General features: G+C 72.0%; 17 protein-coding genes. 10 read left to right on the top strand and 7 right to left on the bottom strand.

The annotated features are described in order from the left end of the window. Positions 1-18: 18 nt before the first annotated feature. Positions 19-1,248: a DUF1501 domain-containing protein gene (locus tag ACQ86J_RS27195; RefSeq protein WP_431267986.1), complete on the bottom strand. Its 1,230-nt coding sequence runs from the start codon at positions 1,246-1,248 to the stop codon at positions 19-21. A gap of 13 nt (positions 1,249-1,261) precedes the next feature. Beyond that, complete coding sequence (locus ACQ86J_RS27200) at positions 1,262-2,827, bottom strand: DUF1800 family protein (RefSeq protein ID WP_431267987.1); 1,566 nt, start codon at positions 2,825-2,827, stop codon at positions 1,262-1,264. 143 nt (positions 2,828-2,970) lie between these two features. Between ACQ86J_RS27200 and prfB the strand changes: the two genes are divergently transcribed. After that, positions 2,971-4,102 (top strand): peptide chain release factor 2 gene (gene prfB, locus ACQ86J_RS27205; RefSeq protein ID WP_431267988.1). Its coding sequence is split into 2 segments (ribosomal slippage): positions 2,971-3,039 and positions 3,041-4,102, totalling 1,131 coding nucleotides; the frame shifts between segments, so codons are not numbered across the junction. Positions 4,103-4,162: 60 nt separating this feature from the next. On the opposite strand, the gene ACQ86J_RS27210 is transcribed toward prfB, so the two are convergent. Beyond that, positions 4,163-4,369 (bottom strand): hypothetical protein, encoded by a 207-nt coding sequence (locus ACQ86J_RS27210; protein WP_431267989.1) that lies wholly within the window; start codon positions 4,367-4,369, stop codon positions 4,163-4,165. A 299-nt stretch (positions 4,370-4,668) separates the two neighbouring features. Between ACQ86J_RS27210 and ACQ86J_RS27215 the strand changes: the two genes are divergently transcribed. The 3 genes from ACQ86J_RS27215 (at position 4,669) to ACQ86J_RS27225 (ending at position 7,698) form a co-directional block, all read left to right on the top strand. Beyond that, positions 4,669-5,937: a glycosyltransferase gene (locus ACQ86J_RS27215; RefSeq protein ID WP_431267990.1), complete on the top strand. Its 1,269-nt coding sequence runs from the start codon at positions 4,669-4,671 to the stop codon at positions 5,935-5,937. Between the two features lie 91 nt (positions 5,938-6,028). Beyond that, a complete protein-coding gene (locus ACQ86J_RS27220) occupies positions 6,029-7,441 on the top strand; it encodes a mannose-1-phosphate guanylyltransferase/mannose-6-phosphate isomerase (RefSeq protein WP_431267991.1) in 1,413 nt (470 codons plus the stop codon). 98 nt (positions 7,442-7,539) lie between these two features. Then, a complete protein-coding gene (locus ACQ86J_RS27225) occupies positions 7,540-7,698 on the top strand; it encodes a hypothetical protein (RefSeq protein WP_431267992.1) in 159 nt (52 codons plus the stop codon). A gap of 14 nt (positions 7,699-7,712) precedes the next feature. On the opposite strand, the gene ACQ86J_RS27230 is transcribed toward ACQ86J_RS27225, so the two are convergent. The 3 genes from ACQ86J_RS27230 to ACQ86J_RS27240 are packed head-to-tail and all read right to left on the bottom strand — an operon-like array spanning position 7,713 to position 8,823. After that, positions 7,713-7,871 carry a hypothetical protein gene (locus ACQ86J_RS27230; protein WP_431267993.1) on the bottom strand — a complete coding sequence of 53 codons (159 nt, stop codon included), beginning with the start codon at positions 7,869-7,871 and terminating at the stop codon, positions 7,713-7,715. Continuing rightward, positions 7,871-8,290 (bottom strand): S8 family serine peptidase, encoded by a 420-nt coding sequence (locus tag ACQ86J_RS27235; RefSeq protein ID WP_431267994.1) that lies wholly within the window; start codon positions 8,288-8,290, stop codon positions 7,871-7,873. The genes ACQ86J_RS27230 and ACQ86J_RS27235 overlap by 1 nt, the downstream gene beginning before the upstream one ends. A gap of 53 nt (positions 8,291-8,343) precedes the next feature. Then, entirely contained in the window at positions 8,344-8,823 is a 480-nt protein-coding gene (locus ACQ86J_RS27240) for a hypothetical protein (RefSeq protein ID WP_431267995.1), read from the bottom strand. 445 nt (positions 8,824-9,268) lie between these two features. Between ACQ86J_RS27240 and ACQ86J_RS27245 the strand changes: the two genes are divergently transcribed. From ACQ86J_RS27245 to ACQ86J_RS27270, 6 genes are all read left to right on the top strand, one after another. After that, a complete protein-coding gene (locus tag ACQ86J_RS27245) occupies positions 9,269-11,029 on the top strand; it encodes an adenylate/guanylate cyclase domain-containing protein (RefSeq protein ID WP_431267996.1) in 1,761 nt (586 codons plus the stop codon). Between the two features lie 87 nt (positions 11,030-11,116). Then, positions 11,117-12,265: a phosphatase PAP2 family protein gene (locus ACQ86J_RS27250; RefSeq protein ID WP_431267997.1), complete on the top strand. Its 1,149-nt coding sequence runs from the start codon at positions 11,117-11,119 to the stop codon at positions 12,263-12,265. 584 nt (positions 12,266-12,849) lie between these two features. Continuing rightward, entirely contained in the window at positions 12,850-13,737 is an 888-nt protein-coding gene (locus tag ACQ86J_RS27255; RefSeq protein ID WP_431267998.1) for an ABC transporter substrate-binding protein, read from the top strand. A gap of 279 nt (positions 13,738-14,016) precedes the next feature. Continuing rightward, on the top strand, positions 14,017-14,415 hold the full coding sequence (locus ACQ86J_RS27260) for a PadR family transcriptional regulator (protein WP_431267999.1): 399 nt from the start codon (positions 14,017-14,019) through the stop codon (positions 14,413-14,415). A 67-nt stretch (positions 14,416-14,482) separates the two neighbouring features. After that, the gene (locus tag ACQ86J_RS27265; protein ID WP_431268000.1) at positions 14,483-15,868 is read left to right on the top strand and encodes an FAD-dependent oxidoreductase; all 1,386 of its coding nucleotides are present in this window, start codon (positions 14,483-14,485) and stop codon (positions 15,866-15,868) included. 109 nt (positions 15,869-15,977) lie between these two features. Then, complete coding sequence (locus ACQ86J_RS27270; protein ID WP_431268001.1) at positions 15,978-16,391, top strand: hypothetical protein; 414 nt, start codon at positions 15,978-15,980, stop codon at positions 16,389-16,391. Here ACQ86J_RS27270 and ACQ86J_RS27275 read toward each other — a convergent pair. Then, positions 16,303-17,553 (bottom strand): MFS transporter, encoded by a 1,251-nt coding sequence (locus ACQ86J_RS27275; RefSeq protein WP_431268002.1) that lies wholly within the window; start codon positions 17,551-17,553, stop codon positions 16,303-16,305. The genes ACQ86J_RS27270 and ACQ86J_RS27275 overlap by 89 nt on opposite strands. Positions 17,554-17,594: the final 41 nt, after the last annotated feature.

Below are 17,594 nucleotides of genomic sequence, written 5' to 3' on the forward strand. Positions count from 1 at the left end.
CCTGTTTCCCTCCCCGACCTAGCCTTGACGGAAGGGTCCAGGCGCCCCTGGCGCCAGCTCCGCCACTACCTGCCTGAAGGCGTCGCGGTAGTCGGTCGCGACGCGCAGGTCGACGCCATCCTCCAGCGCGTCTGCGGCCAAGCCCGGCCAGGGGCCGAACCGCTGTCCCAACCCGAAGCCCCGCGTCCCGCCGCCGCCGAAGGCGAAGACCGTCCCGGCCCGGCCATGGTCGGTGCCGCCGCTGCGATTGGCCCGCAGCCGCCGGCCAGAGTCGCTGCACACCAGCACAGTCCAGCGCCGTGGTAGGTCGCGCAGGTCGGCATCAAGCGCGGCGAGGCCGCGGTTGAGGATGCGGACCCGGCCGTCGAACCGCCCGGCTTGGCCCTCATGCGTGTCCCAGCCGCCGAGATCGACCGCCGCCGCGGTCAGGCCGGGCTGCAGCCGCGCCACCTGGGCGATGGTCGCCAAGCCGCGGCCGAATTCGGCGGCCGGGCCGTAATCCGCGCCATTGGCCGGGGCATAGGGCGTGACCTGGCCCGCGGCATTGCGCGGCAGCAGCCGGTCGAGCCCACGCAGGCTGGCCAGCGCCGCTTGGCCGGCCTCGGCCACCGGGCCGCGCGCCCGCATGTGCAGCGCCTCCAGCATCGTCGCGCCGAACTCGCCCCCCGGCAATTCGACGCCCCGCGCCAGGCCCGGCACCGCCAGGCCGCGGCGGCCGCCGATCAGCTCCGGCACGGGGCGGTCCTGGCCCGACAGCGCGACCACCGGCGCATCGCCGCCCGTGGCCTCCGCCCAGGTGGCGAGCCAGCCGGCGCGGCTGTGGGCTTCGCCCGATTTCCCCTCGCCCCAGCCTATGATGGACTGCGCCTCGAAATGGCTGCGGGTCGGCTGCGGCACGCCGGCGGCGGGCCAGATCGCCATCCGTCCCTCGCGCCAGATATTGGCCAGCGCCGCGGCTTCGGGGTGCAGGCGGAAATCGGTGCCCGGCACGGCGTCCAGCCGCTCCCCAGCGCGCTCGCCCTCGGCGGCGTTGCGCAGCGTCGGGATGCGTAATTCGTTGAAATCCCGGTCGTCGGCCGGGGAGAGGAAGTGCAGCCCGTCCATCCCGCCGCGCAGGAAGACCAGGATGAGCAGCGGCACCTCCCGCGTCGGGGCGGGATTGGCGAAGGCCATGCCGCGCAAGCCGGGCAGGGCGGTGGCGGCCAGTCCGGCACGAAGCAGGCCGCGGCGGCCGAGCAGCATGGTCATGGCTTGCTCCCTTCTAAACCTGCTGGAAGGCCGGCGCGGCCAGCATCCAGCCGGCCAGCTCCGCCACCTCGGCCATACCGGGCCGCTCCGGCCGTCCGGCGGCAACCCAGACCCCGGCGACCGTTGCGCCCACCGGCCTGCCGGCGGGGCCGAGCGCCAGCCGCGCCAGCTTCGCCGCCACCTCCGCCACGGGCTGGCCGGCCATGGCCTCGAACAGAGGGGAGGCGCCGGTGTTCAGGCCATTGCGGGCCAGCGCCAGCAGCAGCCCCCAGCGGGTGCGGAGCGCGCCGGCGCCGTCATACTGCGCCGCGTCGAGCGGCTGCCCGTCCGGCGCTGGCCAGCCGAAGGGCAGCTGGCCGGCCGCCGCCATCTGGGCGAACAGCGCCGCGTTCGGCGCTAGCGGCACCGCATAGGCCCGCGCGGCGGCGGCCACCGCATCCAGCGGCCGGCGCATCCGGCCGAGCTGCGGGTCGGCGATCTCCGGCCCTGCGAGAATGGCGCGCACCACCCGGGCGATCTGGTCCGGGGCGGCGACATTGGCGCGGAAGGCGGCGACCGCGCGCGCCACCGCGGCGTCCGGCACCGGGTCCCCGACCAGCCACCTGGCCAGCTTGGTGCAGACGAAGCGGGCGGTCGCCGGGTGCGCGGCGAGGGTGTCCAGCACCGTCCGGCCATGCACCATGGCGCCGGCGAAGGGCTCCAGCGCGCGGCCGAGGAAGAGCTTCTGGTACTGGTCGTGCCAGGCCTCGACGAAGGCGAAGTCGCCGGTGTCCGGCAGCCGCCGCACCCCGTCGATCGACTGGCCCGCCGCCACCGACCAGCCGGTCAGCGCCCGCGCCGCCTCCCAAACATCGGCATCAACATAGCCGGCGGGCCGCCCCTCGGCATCGCGCGGCACGTCCCGCGTGGTGCGGGCGGCGCCGAAATAGGCCGGGCGGCCGAGGGTGTGCAGCTCCAGCAGCTCGCGCGCGTAGTTCTCGTTGGGCGCGCCGGCGCGGGAGCTCTGGTTGTTGAGGAAATAGAGCATCGCCGGGGCGGTCGCCGTTGCCTCGAGCAGCGCACGGAAGCTGCCGAGCGCCTCGCCGCGGATGCGGCGGTCGAGGTCGATCAGCGAGACCTGCACGTTGTTGCCGGCCGCGGCGTTGACTGCGAAGTGGTCGTGCCAGAATTCGACCAGCCGCTCGCGCAGCTGCGCCTCCGCCGTCACCTTGCGGACCAGGGTCGCGACCAGCAGCTCCAGCCGGCCACGATCCACCTCCGGCGACGCCACGGGCCGTTCTTTGCGCGGGTAGAAGCGGAAATTCTCCTGCTGGCTCATGGCCAGCCTGGTCAGCGGCCGCTCCTCCTCGAGCGCCGGCCAGCGGCCCTCGGCAGCGGGGTAGCGGATCGGCAGCCGGATGGCGGCGAGCCTGGCCTCGACCGCCGGATCCTCCGCCGGCAGAGACAGCTGGCGGTCGACCCAGCCGGGCAGCCCCTGGCGGGCCAGCGCCTCGGCCTCCCCAGGCCGGGCGCCATAGGCGGCGCGGCCGAGGATGCGGTGGGCGGCGTCGATGCCGAGTACTGGCTCGGATGCGGCCAAGGCAACCTCCTGGGGAAGCCGATTGGGTGGAATAGTATCGCCTGGCTTGCGCAAGGGTCGAGTGAACTCGCGTGAAGGAGTGTCGCTCTTCTTAACCGCAGGTGCCGCTGGACAGGTCGGCGCCGCTGCACTACCCGTCCGGCATGCGCGCTGACGCCGAATCCCTGAATGAGCAGATCACCGCCTCGGTGGCCCTGCTGAGGAGGCATCTTTGACTGGGATGCCGCCCTTCGCCGCCTCGACGAGCTGAACGCCCGGGCCGAGGATCCCAGCCTCTGGAATGACGCCGCCGCGGCCCAGGCCCTCATGCGCGAGCGCGGCCGCATCGCCGACCAGGTGGATGGCGTCCGCAAGCTTGAGCAATCGGTCGCGGACAGCCTCGAGCTGATCGAGATGGCGGAGGCCGAGGGCGATGCCGCCACCGCCGACGCCGCCGTCGCCGATCTGGTGCAGCTGGCCGCCGAGGCCAAGCGGCGCGAGATCGAGAGCCTGCTCTCGGGCGAGGCCGACCAGAACGACGCCTATCTCGAAGTGAATGCCGGCGCAGGCGGCACCGAGGCGCAGGACTGGGCCGAGATGCTGCTGCGCATGTACCAGCGCTGGGCCGAGAAGCGCGGCTACAAGATCTCCCTGACCGAGGAGAGCGCGGGCGAGGAGGCCGGCATCAAGTCGGCCACCGTGCAGGTCAGCGGCCCCAATGCCTTCGGCTGGCTGAAGACCGAGACCGGCGTGCATCGCCTGGTCCGCATCAGCCCGTTCGGCGGCAACGACAAGCGGCAGACCAGTTTCGCCAGCATCTACGTCTACCCGGTGATCGACGACAAGATCGAGATCGAGATCAACCCGGCCGACCTCCGCACCGACACCTTCCGTGCTTCTGGCGCCGGCGGCCAGCACGTCAACAAGACGGAATCGGGCGTCCGTTTCACCCATATCCCGACCGGCATCGTCGCCGCCTCGACCCAGGACCGCAGCCAGCACAAGAACCGCGCCATCGCCATGAACATGCTGAAGGCGCGGCTCTACGAGCTGGGATTGTCGAAGCGGGAGGCGGTGAGCGCCGGCATCGAGGCCGGCAAGACCGATATCGGCTGGGGCCACCAGATCCGCAATTACGTGCTGCAGCCCTACCAGCTGGTGAAGGACCTCCGCACCGGCCTCGAGAAGGGCAACCCGGCCGCCGTGCTGGATGGCGAGATCGACGAGTTCATGGCCGCTGCGCTGGCAGCGCGGGTCGGCGCCACCCGTTCCGAGGCGAGCGCCAACGCTCGCTAGCGGCACGGCGGCGCAGGCGCGCTACTGGCCGATGATGAGCGACGTCGGCGTCCCGCCGAGCTAGCGCGCGCCGGGCGCGGGCCCGCCTAGCCGCACGGTCACGCCCTGGCGCACCGCCGGGTGGCGCAGCGCGACCTCCCCGCCGCGGATCGCCGTCTGCCAGCCGCAACTGCGGGCATGGCGGACCAGCACCGCCGGCAGGGTGACGACGCCCTCCATGGTCCGGCGGCTCGACACCAGGACACGGTCGGGGGCGAGATTCCACACGCCAGCCGTCGCGCTGGGCCATGCGGAGCAGGGTGGAGAGGACCGACCAATCGGTCCGGTCAAATGCGGGCTGCATGACATCAGCCTAAAGGCAAGCAGGGCCTTTCGTTGCGCGCCGCGCGCAAACGTGTGCATCCCGCGCCTCACGAGCGCGCCGTTCACGGATTACCAAGTTGTTTGCCGCCTATTCGGACCTGGTGCATGACGCCATCCGCGGAACCGAATGCCGCAGACCGGTCCCGGGCCACCACCCGCTCCGGACGTGTCGATAGTCTATTGCAGCGCAGGATGCGTGCCGCATGCGGGCCTTGTTCGTCCACCAGAACTTCCCGGCGCAGTACCGGCATGTCGCCCCGGCCCTGGCGCGCCGGCCGGGTACGCAGGTTGTCGCCCTGGGCGAGAACGCCGCCGAGCCGCTGCCGGGCGTGCAGCACTTGCGCTACAAGGCCCCGCCCACCGGGGCCGAGGGCACCCACCGCTATCTTCGCCGGCTGGAAAACGCGACCTTCCGCGGCCAGCAGGTCGCCCGCGCCGCCCTGGCGCTGAAGGAGCGCGGCTTCAGCCCCGACCTGCTCTGCTGCCATCCCGGTTGGGGGGAGGGGCTGTACTTGCGCGACGTCTGGCCGGATGCGCGCATGCTCTACTACTACGAATACTACTACGCCTCGACCGGCGGCGATGTCGGCTTCGACCCGCCCGGCGAGCCTGTGCAGATCGACGATGCCTGCCGCGTCCGGATGCTGAACGCCAACCACCTGCTCTGCCTCCAGGTTTCGGACTGGGGCCATACCGCGACGCGCTGGCAGCACAGCCGCTTCCCCGACTGGGCGCGGGACCGGATGTCGGTGGTGCATGAGGGGGTGGATACCGAGGTCATCCGCCGGCTGCCCGCCCCGGAATTCGCCCTGGCCGACGGCCGGGTGCTGCGCCAGGGCGACGAGGTGGTGAGCTTCATCGGGCGGGGGCTCGAGCCCTATCGCGGCTTCCCGAGCTTCATGCGCGCGTTGCCGGTGATTCTCGAGCAGCGGCCGGCGGCGCAGGTGGTGATTGTCGGCGGCGACGACCCGCATTACGGCTCGAAGCCGCGCGAGGGCGGCACCTGGCGGGAGATCCTGCTGGCCGAGCTCGGCGAGCGGCTGGACCTCACCCGGGTGCATTTCACCGGCAAGATCCCGCATGCCGCGCTGCAGGCGGTGCTCAGCCTGTCCTCGGCGCATGTCTACCTGACCTATCCCTTCGTGCTGTCCTGGTCGATGCTGGAAGCCATGGCGAACGAGGCGCTGGTCATCGGCTCTGCCACGCCCCCGGTGCAGGAGGTGATCGAGGACGGCCGCAACGGGCTGCTGGTCGATTTTCATGCCCCGGAACAGGTCGCCGCGGCAGTTGTGAAGGCCCTGGCGCGGCCGGAGGCCTATCACGATCTGCGCCGCGCCGCCCGACGCACCATCGTCGAACGCTACGACCTGCAACGCCGCTGCCTGCCGCAACTGCTCGACCTAATCGACGCGGTCGCGGCCGGGCGGCGGCCGGAGCCGGAGCCGGAGCCGGATGTCGGGACGGCTGGCTGATCCTGCCTTTGTTGCGGCGCAGCGAGGCCTGATTGTCGCCTGCGTCGCCATCCTGTAATCGAGTTTGCGTTAGTCAAAGGACGGGCTTGCAGTGATCGTTCCGGTGATCCTTTCGGGTGGGACGGGCACCCGTCTCTGGCCGCTGTCGCGGGAAGGCTACCCGAAGCAGTTCTGGCCGCTGGTCTCCACCCAGACCATGCTGCAGGAAACCGCGTCGCGGGCCCGCGGCACGATCTTCGGCGCCCCACTGGTGGTCTGCAACGAGGCGCACCGCTTCCTGGTGGCCGAACAGCTGCGCGAAGCGCGGATCGACGGCGCCCGCATCCTGCTGGAGCCGGTCGGCCGCAACAGCGCCCCCGCCGTTGCCGCCGCCGCCCTGCTGCTGCATGCCGAGGCGCCTGATGCCGTGCTGTGGCTGATGGCCGCCGATGCGGCAATCACCGACCTGCCCGCGCTGCACGCCGCGCTCGACCGCGCGGTGGTCGCCGCCCGGGCGGGCCAGATCGTCACCTTTGGCATGCAGCCGACGGCGCCCGAGACCGGCTACGGCTATATCGAGGCCGGCGCTGACCTGGCCGGCGCCCCCGGCGTGCAGCGGGTGGCGCGCTTCGTCGAGAAGCCGGATGCCGCCAAGGCGGTGGATTTCCTCGCCGGTGGCCGGCACCTCTGGAACAGCGGCATGTTCGTCGCCACCGCCGCGACCCTGGTCGCGGAGTTGGAGCGGCATGCGCCGGAGGTGCTGCGCAGCGTCCGCCAGGCGTTGGCCGAGGCGACCCGCGACCTCGACTTCGTCCGGCTCGGCGCCGCGGCCTTCACGGCGGCCCCGGCCATCTCGATCGACTATGCGGTGATGGAGAAGACCGACCATGCCGCGGTGGTCCCGGCCGCGATCGGCTGGTCCGACCTCGGCTCCTGGGCCGCGATGTGGGAGGTTGCGGCCAAGGATGCCGGCGGCAACTTCGCCGAGGGGCCGGTCGAGATGGTCGACAGCCAGGGCTGCTACGTGCGGTCCGAGGGTATCCTGACCGGCATCGTCGGGCTGAAGGACACGGTCGTCATCACCACCGAGGACGCGGTGCTGGTCATGCCGCGCGACCGGGCGCAGGACGTGAAGCTGCTAGTCGAGCAGCTGCGCCGGGCCGGCCGCAAGGAGGCGACGGAGCATCGCCGCATCTACCGCCCCTGGGGCCATTACGAAGGCCTGATCCAGGGCGACCGCTTCCAGGTGAAGAAGATCGGCGTCCGCCCGGGGCAGAAGCTGTCCCTGCAGAAGCATTTCCACCGGGCCGAGCATTGGGTGGTGGTGAACGGAACCGCCATCGTCCATCGCGACGGCGAGGAGATCCTGCTGCGCGAGAACGAGAGCATCTACCTGCCGCTCGGCTGCGTGCACCGGCTGGTGAATCCGGGGATGATCCCGCTCACGTTGATCGAGGTGCAGTCGGGCGCCTATCTTGGCGAGGATGATATCGTCCGCATCGAGGATACCTACGGGCGCGCGTGAGTGTCGGCCCCGGCGCACAACCATGCCGGGAAATTATGCTGGACCTCCAGCGTTGGCTGTGTGACATCGCAATGCGAGATCGAGCGGAGTCGCCTGCCTTGTCCGATGCGCATGCCAAGCGTGGCCTGGGCCGTATCGCCACCCTGGTAGTGCTTGGCCTGTGCATGCTGGGTGTCGCCGGATGGCTGGCGATCCGCCAGACCCCGGCGGCACAGCGGGTGGTCGAGACGATTAAGCCATACGACCCGCTGCAATAGCCGGACCCGCGGCGCTACAGCGCCGCGACCGGCGCGGCATTCAGGATGCCTGCGCCGCAGCGCGACCGGCTGGCCGGGTCGGTGCCCTGCGTCGCCGCATGCTCCCGCAGCAGTGCCCGCAGCGCTTCTGGCGTCATTTGGTCCCAAGGCCGGCGCGTCCGGGCCGCAGCCATCACCCCGGCTGCGACGCCGCAGGCGGCCGAGGTGCCGGGATTGTCCTCCCCTCAAAGGGCTTCAGCGCTTCGCGGAACAGGGTCGGGGCGCAGAGATCGGGCTTCGCCGCCGCCAGCGCCCCCGGCCCCTCGGCCGAATAGCCGACCCAGAGCCCGTCGGCGCGCACCGCGCCGACGGTCAGCACCCGGGGATGCGAATTCGCGCCATGGATGCTCCGTCCCGGGCCGCGATCCTGCGGGCCGCAGCGCGTCGGCGGGCAGAACTGACCGCGATTGCCGGCGGCGAACACTTGGTCGATGCCCTTGCCATCCAGCGCCGCAACCCGCTTGTTCAGTGGGTGGTTGAGGTTGCGGGCGTAGTTCAGCTTCGGGTGCGGGTCGTCCTGGCTGGTGTCCCAGATACCCCAGGCATTGGCCACGACCCATGAGCCCGAGCCGGGATTCTGCTTCCGGTATTCGGTGATCGAGCCGATCAGCTGGCCGAAGGCGGCATGCGCGTAGGACAGGAAGATGCCGAGCCGGTCGATCCGGTCCGGCAGCAGGGGAGGTCCCAGAGCTTGACCCTCGCCGGGTCGACGAAGGCCAGCGCGTTGCGGGCGACCATGGCGGCGTGGCGGCCCTTGCCCTGGAAGGGCAGGCGGGTCTCCTGCGCCTTGGGGTCGTTGACCGACCAGCCGTCCCGCTCGCCGGCGAAGGGGAAGTCCGCCGGCAGCCCCTGGTCGACGATGACCAGGTTCACCCGTCCATCACCCTGCGCGTCGCGCAGCCCGCCGGCGCGGATCAGCCGCTCGGCCTCGGCCCGGTCGCCGAAGAGGCGCGGGCCCTGGCCGGGGCACCACCAGGATTGTGGCGCCATCGGCAGGTCGATCCCGGCCTCGACCGCCATGCCGGACTGCTCCAACTGGCCGATCAGCAGGGCGGCGTTTTCCGGCGTGTCCTCGAAGGCGACCACGTCCTCGACCGGGGCCAGGCCAAGCGACTGCAGCGCGCGCGGCGCCTTGACCCGGTCGGACGGCCGGTCGACCAGGGACGGCTCAGGCGTCCGCGTCCCGGGGTGCAGCCGCGCCGCGTCAGGCGCTGCACCCTGCGGACGAGTTCGCGCGGGTCACCCGGCAGGCCGGCACCGGTCGGGAAGGCGACGAAGAACCTGATCAGCCGGTTGGGGTCCATGGGGTGCCTCCGGTCGGGTGGTCCCGCGCGGCAGGGCGGACGCGCGGGCAGGCCATCGCGCGCGGCCAATTGCCTCGCGCGAAAGCGAGAGCCCTCGCTGCACCGCACCCTTGCCAGGAAGCGAAGCACGGTGGGACGGTGGATCGGTATACAATCCCCCGTCACATGGATGTTTGCCTGTGTTGCCGGACCGGCCGAACAGGGGCGAAGACGCCGGCCGCGCCCTGGTGACGGCGCGACCCGCGGCGGTCGCCTTCGCCGACATTGTCGGCTACTCGATCCTGATGGCGACGGAGGAGCGGCGGACGCATGCGCGCTGGATGGCGCTGCTGCGGACGCTGATCCAGCCGGTCACCACGGTGCATTGCGGCCGGGTGGTGGACCTGCGCGGCGACGGCGTGCTGGCCGAATTCGCCACCGCGGCGGATGCGCTGCGCTGGGCGCTCGAGCTGCAGCGGGCGATGCTGGACCGCAACCGGACGGCCGCCGAGACGCCGCATATCGTCCTGCGCATCGGCCTGCATGTGGGCGAGGTCCTGGCGCAGGACCGCAACATCTTCGGCGACGCGGTGAACATCGCCGCCCGGCTGCAGGAACAGGCGCAGCCCGGCGGCATCGCGCTGTCGCAGCCGGTGCTCGACCAGGCGGATGCCAGCCTCGCCAAGGCGGTCGCCGGTGCCCGCGACCTTGGCCTGCTCGAGCTCAAGAACATCGCCCGGCCGATCCGCATCCACGCGATCGACACCTATGCCCAGCGCGTCGCCCTGCCGCTGCCGCGGCCCTCGCCGCATGCGCTGCCCTCGATCGCGGTGCTGCCGCTGCACAACCTCGGCGGCGATCCGGCCGACGACTACCTGGCCGACGGGGTGGTGGAGGACATCGTCGTCTCGCTCGCGGCGCTGCGCGAATTGTTCGTCATCGCCCGCACCTCCACCCTGGTGTTCCGCGGGGCGGAGCCCGACCCGCGCCAGCTCGGCCGCGCGCTCGGCGTCCGCTACGTGCTGATGGGCAGCATCCGACGCCGCGGTGAGGGCCTGCGGATCTCGGTCCAGCTCTGCGAGACGCAAGGCGGCGGCACGCTCTGGGGCGACCGGATCGACACCGGGGCGGAGCAGCTCTTCGAGGTGCAGGACGCCATCGTCCGCCGCGTCGTCGCCGGCATCGCGCCCAATGTGCGCAGCGCCGAGCTGGCGCGGGCGATGCGGCAGCGGCCGGAGAGCTTCACCGCCTACGACCATACCCTGAAGGCACTGGCCGGCATCCACAGCCTGTTCCGCGACGTCTTCGACCAGGCCCGCGATCATCTGGCGGCGGCGATGACCGAGGACCCGGACTTCGCCATGCCGGTGGCCTGGGCGGCGCGCTGGCACGGCTTGCGGGTCGGCCAGGGCTGGTCGCCCGACCCGGCGCAGGACGCCAAGGCAGCCAGCGCGCTGGCGCAGCGGGCGATCGAGCTCGACCCGCAGAATGCCATGGCGCTGGCGACCTACGGGCATCTCCGGTCCTACCTGTTCCACGACTGCGCCTCCGGCCGGCCCTACCTGGACCAGGCGCTGGAGGCCTGCCCGAACAGCGCGATGGCCTGGGTGCTCTCGGGCGCCAACCTCGCCTATCTCGGCCGTGGGGCGGAGGCGGTGCGGCATGCCGAGCAGGGGCTGCAGCTGGCGCCCTTCGACCAGGGCCGGGCCTATCAGTACAGCTTCCTGGCGATCGCCCACTACGCCCAGGGCAGCTACGAGGAATCGTTGAAATGGGCGCGGCTCTCGGTCAGCGAGAACCCGTTCTACACCTCGGTCCGCCGGTCGGTGATCGTGGCGCTGGCCGGGCTCGGCCGGCTGGAGGAGGCGCGGGCGGAAGCGGCGCGGCTGCTGGAGCTGGAGCCGGATTTCCGCCTCGGCATCTATGCGCGGGTGCGGCTGCCCTATGAGCAGGTCGCGCTGCGGCAGCGCTGCATGGAGCATCTGCGCGCCGCCGGGCTTCCCGAATAGGGCCCGTCGGCGGCCTGTGCGGCACGGCACAGCGCGGCGGGCCCGATCGCGTGCGGGATACAATCCGCCGGTACCGGGGAGGCGATCATGGGCGCGGGCGCGGTCGGGCCGTTTGACGGCATGGACGGCATGGACGGGATGGACGGCATGGCGGGCGGCGACGCCCCGGCCGGCAGCTGGGCCCAGCCGCGGCCGATCGGCCTTTCGCCCTTGCCCTTCGGGCCGGAGGATGTCCGCCAGGGCAGCGGCTGGCCGCCGCGCGACATCCTGGAGCCTTGGGGCCCGCTGCCGGCCGATACCCCCTGGCCCGACCGCGGCTGGACTGCCTACCACCACAGCATCACGGTGCTGGCCGGATTCGTCGGCTACCGGCAGGTTGCCGGTGGCCCGCCGGCCTGGCACGCCGTGCTGCCGAAGATCGAGGATCCCTGGGCCGGAGGCGCGACGCCGTCCAAGGCCGAGGTCGAGGCCTCGATGCATTTCAAGGCCATGCTGGCGCGGCGAGTCCGCGACGCGAACGCCCCGGCCACGGCCGTGGACATAACCGACCCGAAGACCGTCGAACGCGGCCTCGCCTCCGAGATCGAGGAGCTGTCGGACCTGGTCGATTTCCGCCTGCCGACGCTGGCCGAGGCGCAGGTCCAGGCCGGCAACATCCTGCGCTACTTCGAGGGCGTGCTGAGCTTCCACGCCGGCACCCACCCGATCACGGTGCGGCTGGCCGCCGCGGCGCAGCGGATCGCCCAGCACCAGGCGGTCTACTACAAGAGCCTCTTCCGGCGGGCGCGGCCCTCCATGGTCTCGCCGCGGCTGATGCCGCCGGTCGATCCGCCTGGCCATCCCTCCTATCCCAGCGGCCATGCGACGGAGGCCTGGATGGTCGCGCTGCTGCTGGAACAGGTGATGCCAAAGGCGGTGACGGCGCCGCGCAAACGGGACGGCACGGCCTATCCGGCCGCGGACCGGCCGCTGCGCCGGATGGCGGCGCGGATTGCCCGGAACCGGGAGATGCTGGGGCTGCACTTCCCGAGCGATTCCATGGCCGGCCGCGTGCTGGCCGAGAAATCCTTCCCCATCCTGCTGCGCTGCCCAAGCCTGTTCCTGACGACGCCACCCTCCTTCGATGCCGGCGGGGCGCTGCGGGCGACCCCGGTGCCGGGCTTCGACGGCGATGGCGTGCTGCTGGGGGCACCGGGAGGGATGCTGCAGGCGGCGCGGGCGGAATGGGGCTGGTGACAGGCTGGTACCGGGTGAGGGGATCGAACCCCCGAGCTTCGGTTTATCAAAGCGAACATCGGGGCTCCTGAAACGCGTGGTGAACGATGAGGCTCATTGGCTTCCGTGGTGCGCAGGGGCCGGTGTGGCCCGTGCGCGACCCGCGATCCGACCTTTTCAGGTGCCGCCGTCCGAAGTGCTTGGGGCGGGAAACTGGCAGACGCCGAGGCAGACCGTCTCGTCATGCTCCCTCCGGGCAGCCTTGCCGACCTAGGCCATGCCGGAGGCACGCCACCGCGGGCAGCATCTTCCTTGTGACGAACCAGGGCTGGCGTCCGAACGCCAGGGGCTCCTGCCTGAACCGAAAGAGACGAAGGAGCAGTAGCGCATAGACACAGTGGCGATGGGGGTGGAGGGCGAGGGAGCGGCGGATCCGATACGCGCGGACCCGCGCCCGCGAGGAGAACTGTGGTGCGCGTCGAACAGTTGGCAATCTTCAGTCGTCAGCAAGAAGCGCTGAGCGGGCGGAGGCCGGCACAGGTGTTAGTCTGGCTGCCGACCTGAAGAGGCTCGCCATGGTTCCGTCAGCAAGACAGGCCACGAGGATGCCGCAGATCGGGGTGATGCTCCCCGCTGCGCCTGGTTCCAACCCCCGCTCGACGCATTCCGTGAAGGCCTGCGCGAAGCTGGGCTACGTCGAGGGGAGGGACATCGCCCTCGAAGCCCGATTCACGAACCAGATGGCCCGGCTGCCCGACCTCGCGGCCGACTTGGTCGGGCTTGGCGTCGATGTCATCGCCGTCGTCGGTGCCGTGACGGCCCGGGCGGCGATGCGGGCGACCGCCGACATCCCCATCGTCTTCACCGTGGTAGTCGATGCGGTCGAGGACGAATTGGTCCGTGTTATGGAGCGGCCCGGCGGAAACGTCACGGGGGTGACCAGCTTCGACCCGGAGCAGCCCCGCAGCCAGATGCGGCTGCTGAAGGAGACTATTCCCGGGCTCCAGCGGGTGGCGATCCTCGGCGACGCGGCCATCAGGGGGGCGCTGATGGCTGCCAACGAAGCTGCGGCGAAGGCCGAAGGCCTGCACCCGCAGGCGCTGCTGCTGCAAGGGCCTGCCCCGGACCTAGACGGTGCTTTCGCGGCCATCCGGCAGGCGGGCGCAGGGGCTCTGCTGGTCCTGGAAGTGCCCGTCACCAATGCCCATGCCGGGCGGATCGCCGAGCTGGCCAGGGCGATGCGGCTTCCCTCGATGTTCGCCGCGGACCGGGCGGCCTACGCGCCGATGATTGCCTACGGGACCAGCATCCTTGAGGCGGCAGGGCGCATGGCGGGAATGGTGGACCGCATCCTGCGCGGCGCACGCCCTGGCGACCTGCCCGTCGAGGCGGTCACGCGGCACGGCTTGGTCGTCAACCTCAAAGTGGCGCAGGAGATCGGTGTGACCATCCCACCCGAGATCCTTGGGCGCGCCGACCGGGTGATCAAGTAAGGCTTGGGAGACAGACCGACATACCGAGCCGAGCAACGGAGTCCCTGTTTGGGCTCTCCGTCAGGCGTAATCCACTAGCCAGCTGCGGCGCTGCAAACAGCACGTGAGGAGTTTTGGCACTGTTACGCGCGCGATATTTGGTGCGAGTTCGTAGCGAAAACGCCGAGGGCAACTCGGTCTTTGATTGTTGCAACTTCGCTGGCAGGCACCCGGGATCAGTCCGGGCTTGATGCATAGAGGTGCAAGGCATAGGCTTTCGACATGGAACCTCTCCGCCGCTTGCCGCCAGCCCGTGTGGACTATGCGTCGCGCGACTACTGGGCCGGCACGATCAAGATGGGCCTCTCCAAGTTCTTCATCCTGCGCGTTCTGCAGGACGGCCCGATGCACGGCTACGACGTGGCCCGCGCCGTGGAACGGGTGACAGGCGGCTGCTGCTCGCCGACCGAGGGCACGATCTACCCCGTCCTGCGCGAGTTCGAGGCCGGCGGCTTCGTCACCGCGACCGAGGAGGTGGTGCAGGGCCGCCAGCGCCGGGTCTATGCCCTGACCGAGGCCGGGCGCGCCGCCTTCCATGTGGCGCTGGAGGCCTGGATGGAGGCCACTGCCGCCCTGCAGGACACCGGCCGCGCCTTCGCCGCCCGGCGGAACGCCCGCAGCCGCAAGGATTGCTGCTGATGCGCTGCTTCGCGGACCCGCATCAGGTCACGATACCTCGACCCTCTATGCCTAAAGGAGAATAGCCATGACCGAGGCCTGCCTTCCCGTCGTGGTCATCGGGGCCGGGCCCGTCGGCCTCGCCGCCGCGGCCCATCTCCTCGCCCGCGGGCTGGAGCCGCTGGTGCTGGAGGCGGGACCAGGGATCGGCGCCGCCGTGCGCGCCTGGGGCCATGTGCGGATGTTCTCCCCCTGGCGCTACAACACCGACGCTGCCACCCGCGCGCTGCTGGAGGCGGAGGGCTGGTCGGCGCCCGACCCGGAGGCCTACCCGACCGGCGCGAAGCTGGTGCGGGATTACCTGGCGCCGCTGGCCGCCACGCCGGCGCTGCGCGGCCGAATCCGCACCGGCACCCGGGTCGTCGGCGTGGCGCGCGCGGACCATGGCCGCCTGCATGACGGCGCCGGCCGTGACGCCGCGCCCTTCGTCCTGCACGTCGAGACCTGCTGCGGCATCCAGGCGGTGCGGGCGCGGGCGGTGATCGACTGCTCCGGCACCTGGGATGCCCCGAACCCGGCCGGCGCCCATGGCATGCCCGCGCCGGGCGAGGCGCGGCAGGCCGAGCGCATCGCCTACGGTATCCCCGATGCGCTGGGCACGGCGCGGGACACCTATGCCGGTGTCACGACGCTGGTGGTCGGCGCTGGCCACTCCGCCATGAATGCGGTCCTGGATCTGGTCGAACTGGCGAAGCAGGCCCCGGGCACGTCCATCCTCTGGGCCTTCCGCCGGCCTCTGGGCGCCGTGGATTTCGGCGGCGGCGCGCGCGACGGCCTGGCCCAGCGCGGCGACCTCGGCGCCCGGGCGCAGGCGCTCGTCGAGAGCGGCGCCGTCACCGCCCTCGCGCCCTTCCTGATCGACCGCATCGCGCGGGACGGCGAGGCGCTGGCCGTCACCGGCCGCCAGGGCGAGCGGGTGACCACGGCGCAGGCTGACCGAATGATCGTCGCCGCCGGCTTCCGCCCCGACCTGTCCTTCCTGCGGGAGGTCCGCCTCGGACTCGACCCGGCGGTGGAAGCGACGCCCGCCCTCGCCCCGCTGATCGACCCCAACCTGCATTCCTGCGGCACCGTCCGCCCGCATGGCGAGGCGGAGCTGCGCCACCCGGAGGCCGGCTTCTGGATTGCCGGCATGAAGAGCTACGGCCGCGCGCCGACCTTCCTGCTGGCGACGGGCCATGAGCAGGTGCGCAGCATCGCCGCCGCGCTCGCCGGCGACTGGCAGGCGGCGCGCGAGGTCCGGCTCGAATTGCCGGAGACGGGCGTCTGCTCGACCGACCGGCCGACAGCAGGCGGTTCGGCCTGCTGCGCGCCGGCGGTGGAGGTCGCGCCCCTGGCGGCCTCCGGGTGTTGTGGCGCCCCCGCCGCGATGCCGGCCGTCGCCGCCGCTCCGAAGTCCGGCTGCTGCGGCTGATGAGTGCCGCGACCGCGCTGGCCGCCGCGGCGCGCCCGGACCGTTGCGCCCGGACCAAAGCTTCGGCTTCACCCTGCTGGCCCTGATCGACACCCTGGCCTAGGGCGTGATGACGGTGGTTGCCGTGCACCTGCTGACCTTGCTGCAGGCGCGCGGGCTGGACCTGGCCGCCGCGGTGGCCCTCGGCGCGCTGGTTGGGCCGGCCCAGGTCGGCGGCCGCGTGCTGGAGATGGCCTTCGGCCGCAAGGCGCATCCCGTCTGGACCCTGGTCGCCTCCTCCGGCCTCGTCGCGCTCGGCACGCTGCTCCTGCTGCTCGCGCCGGGCTGGGCCGCCGCCGCCGCCATCCTCTGCTGCGGCATGGGCAGCGGGCTGCGCGCCATCCTGCGCGGCGCCGCGCCGCTCGTGCTCTTCGGCAAGGAGGGCGACGCGATCCTCATGGGCCGGCTGGGCGTGCCGCTGCTGCCGGTGGCGCTGCGGGGCGCTGCCCGACCCGCCGCAGGATCAGCAGGCCGGCCAGCGTGACCGCCCCCAGATGGCCGAAGGCCAGGCCCCACCCGATCGCGCCGTCGCCCGCCAAATCCAGCGCCAGGCCGACGCCGAGCGGGCCGAGGAAGCCGCCGGCATAGCCGCACATGCTGTGCAACCCCATGGTGGCGCCGCGGCGGTCCGCCTCCGCCGCCTGCACCGTCCCGGCTGTCAGCGCCGAACTGTCGAGGTAGATCGCGGCGTTCCAGGCCAGCACGCAGGCGGCGGCAAGCGGGGCGGAAACCAGCGCCGACCAGCCCGTCAGGAGGGACAGGACCGCGGCGCTGCCCATCGCCGCCGCGACCAGCCGGGCGCGGCCCAGCCGCTGCGCCGCCTCGTTGCCCGTGATCGAAACCGCGATCCCCAGCAGGCCCGCGGCGGTGAACAGCACGCTCGGCCCCGGCAGCCAGTCCGGCGCGCCCTGCCGCGCGATGACGGCGGCGAAGAAAGTGACGCCCCAGGCCCGCAGCGCCGCCAGTTCCCAGGTATGGACGGTGTACCCGGCGATCCACGCCATGGCGGCGCGGTTGCGGAAGACCGGCCGGAAGTCGAGCAGCGCACCGGGCGCGGCAGCCCGGTGCGGCGGCGTCCCCGGCATGACCACGGCGCCGATGCAGAAGGCCGTGGCGGCCGCGCCCGTGCCGAACAGGAAGGCCGCCCGCGGCCCCGCCAGCGCATCCAGCGCGCCTGCGACGAGGAAGGATGCGGCACCGGCGATGCCGACGCCCGCGGCGTGCCAAGTCACCGCCCGGGACTGCACCGTGCCCTCCAGCCGGTCGGCGATCGCCTTCAGCCCCGGCATATAGCAGCCGGCCCAGCCGATGCCGGCGACGGCCCGCAGCGCGAGACCGCTCCAGAACCCGTCCGCAACCAGCGCGAAGCCGAGATGCGAGAGGGCGGTGAGGCCGGTGCCGAGCAGGTAGATGCGGCGCGCCGGCACGCGGTCCGTGAGTGCGACCAGCATCGGAACCGCGGCGACATAGGCGGCGAAGAAGGTGCCGATCAGCCAGCCCGCCTCGGTCGCGGAAAGCGACCATCGGGCGATGAAACCCGGCAACAGCGCCGGCAGGGTGAAGGCGCCGATCTGCGCCAGCACCTGCGCCGCGACAACGGCGGCGGTGAAGCGTGGCGCGCTGCGGGACTCGGTCTTCTCGGTCACGGCACGATGCTAGCGGCCATCCCGGACGCTGGGCAGGGCCG

Origin of the sequence: Dankookia sp. P2 (assembly GCF_050632255.1) — a bacterium.
In the GTDB taxonomy this organism is placed as follows: domain Bacteria; phylum Pseudomonadota; class Alphaproteobacteria; order Acetobacterales; family Acetobacteraceae; genus Paracraurococcus.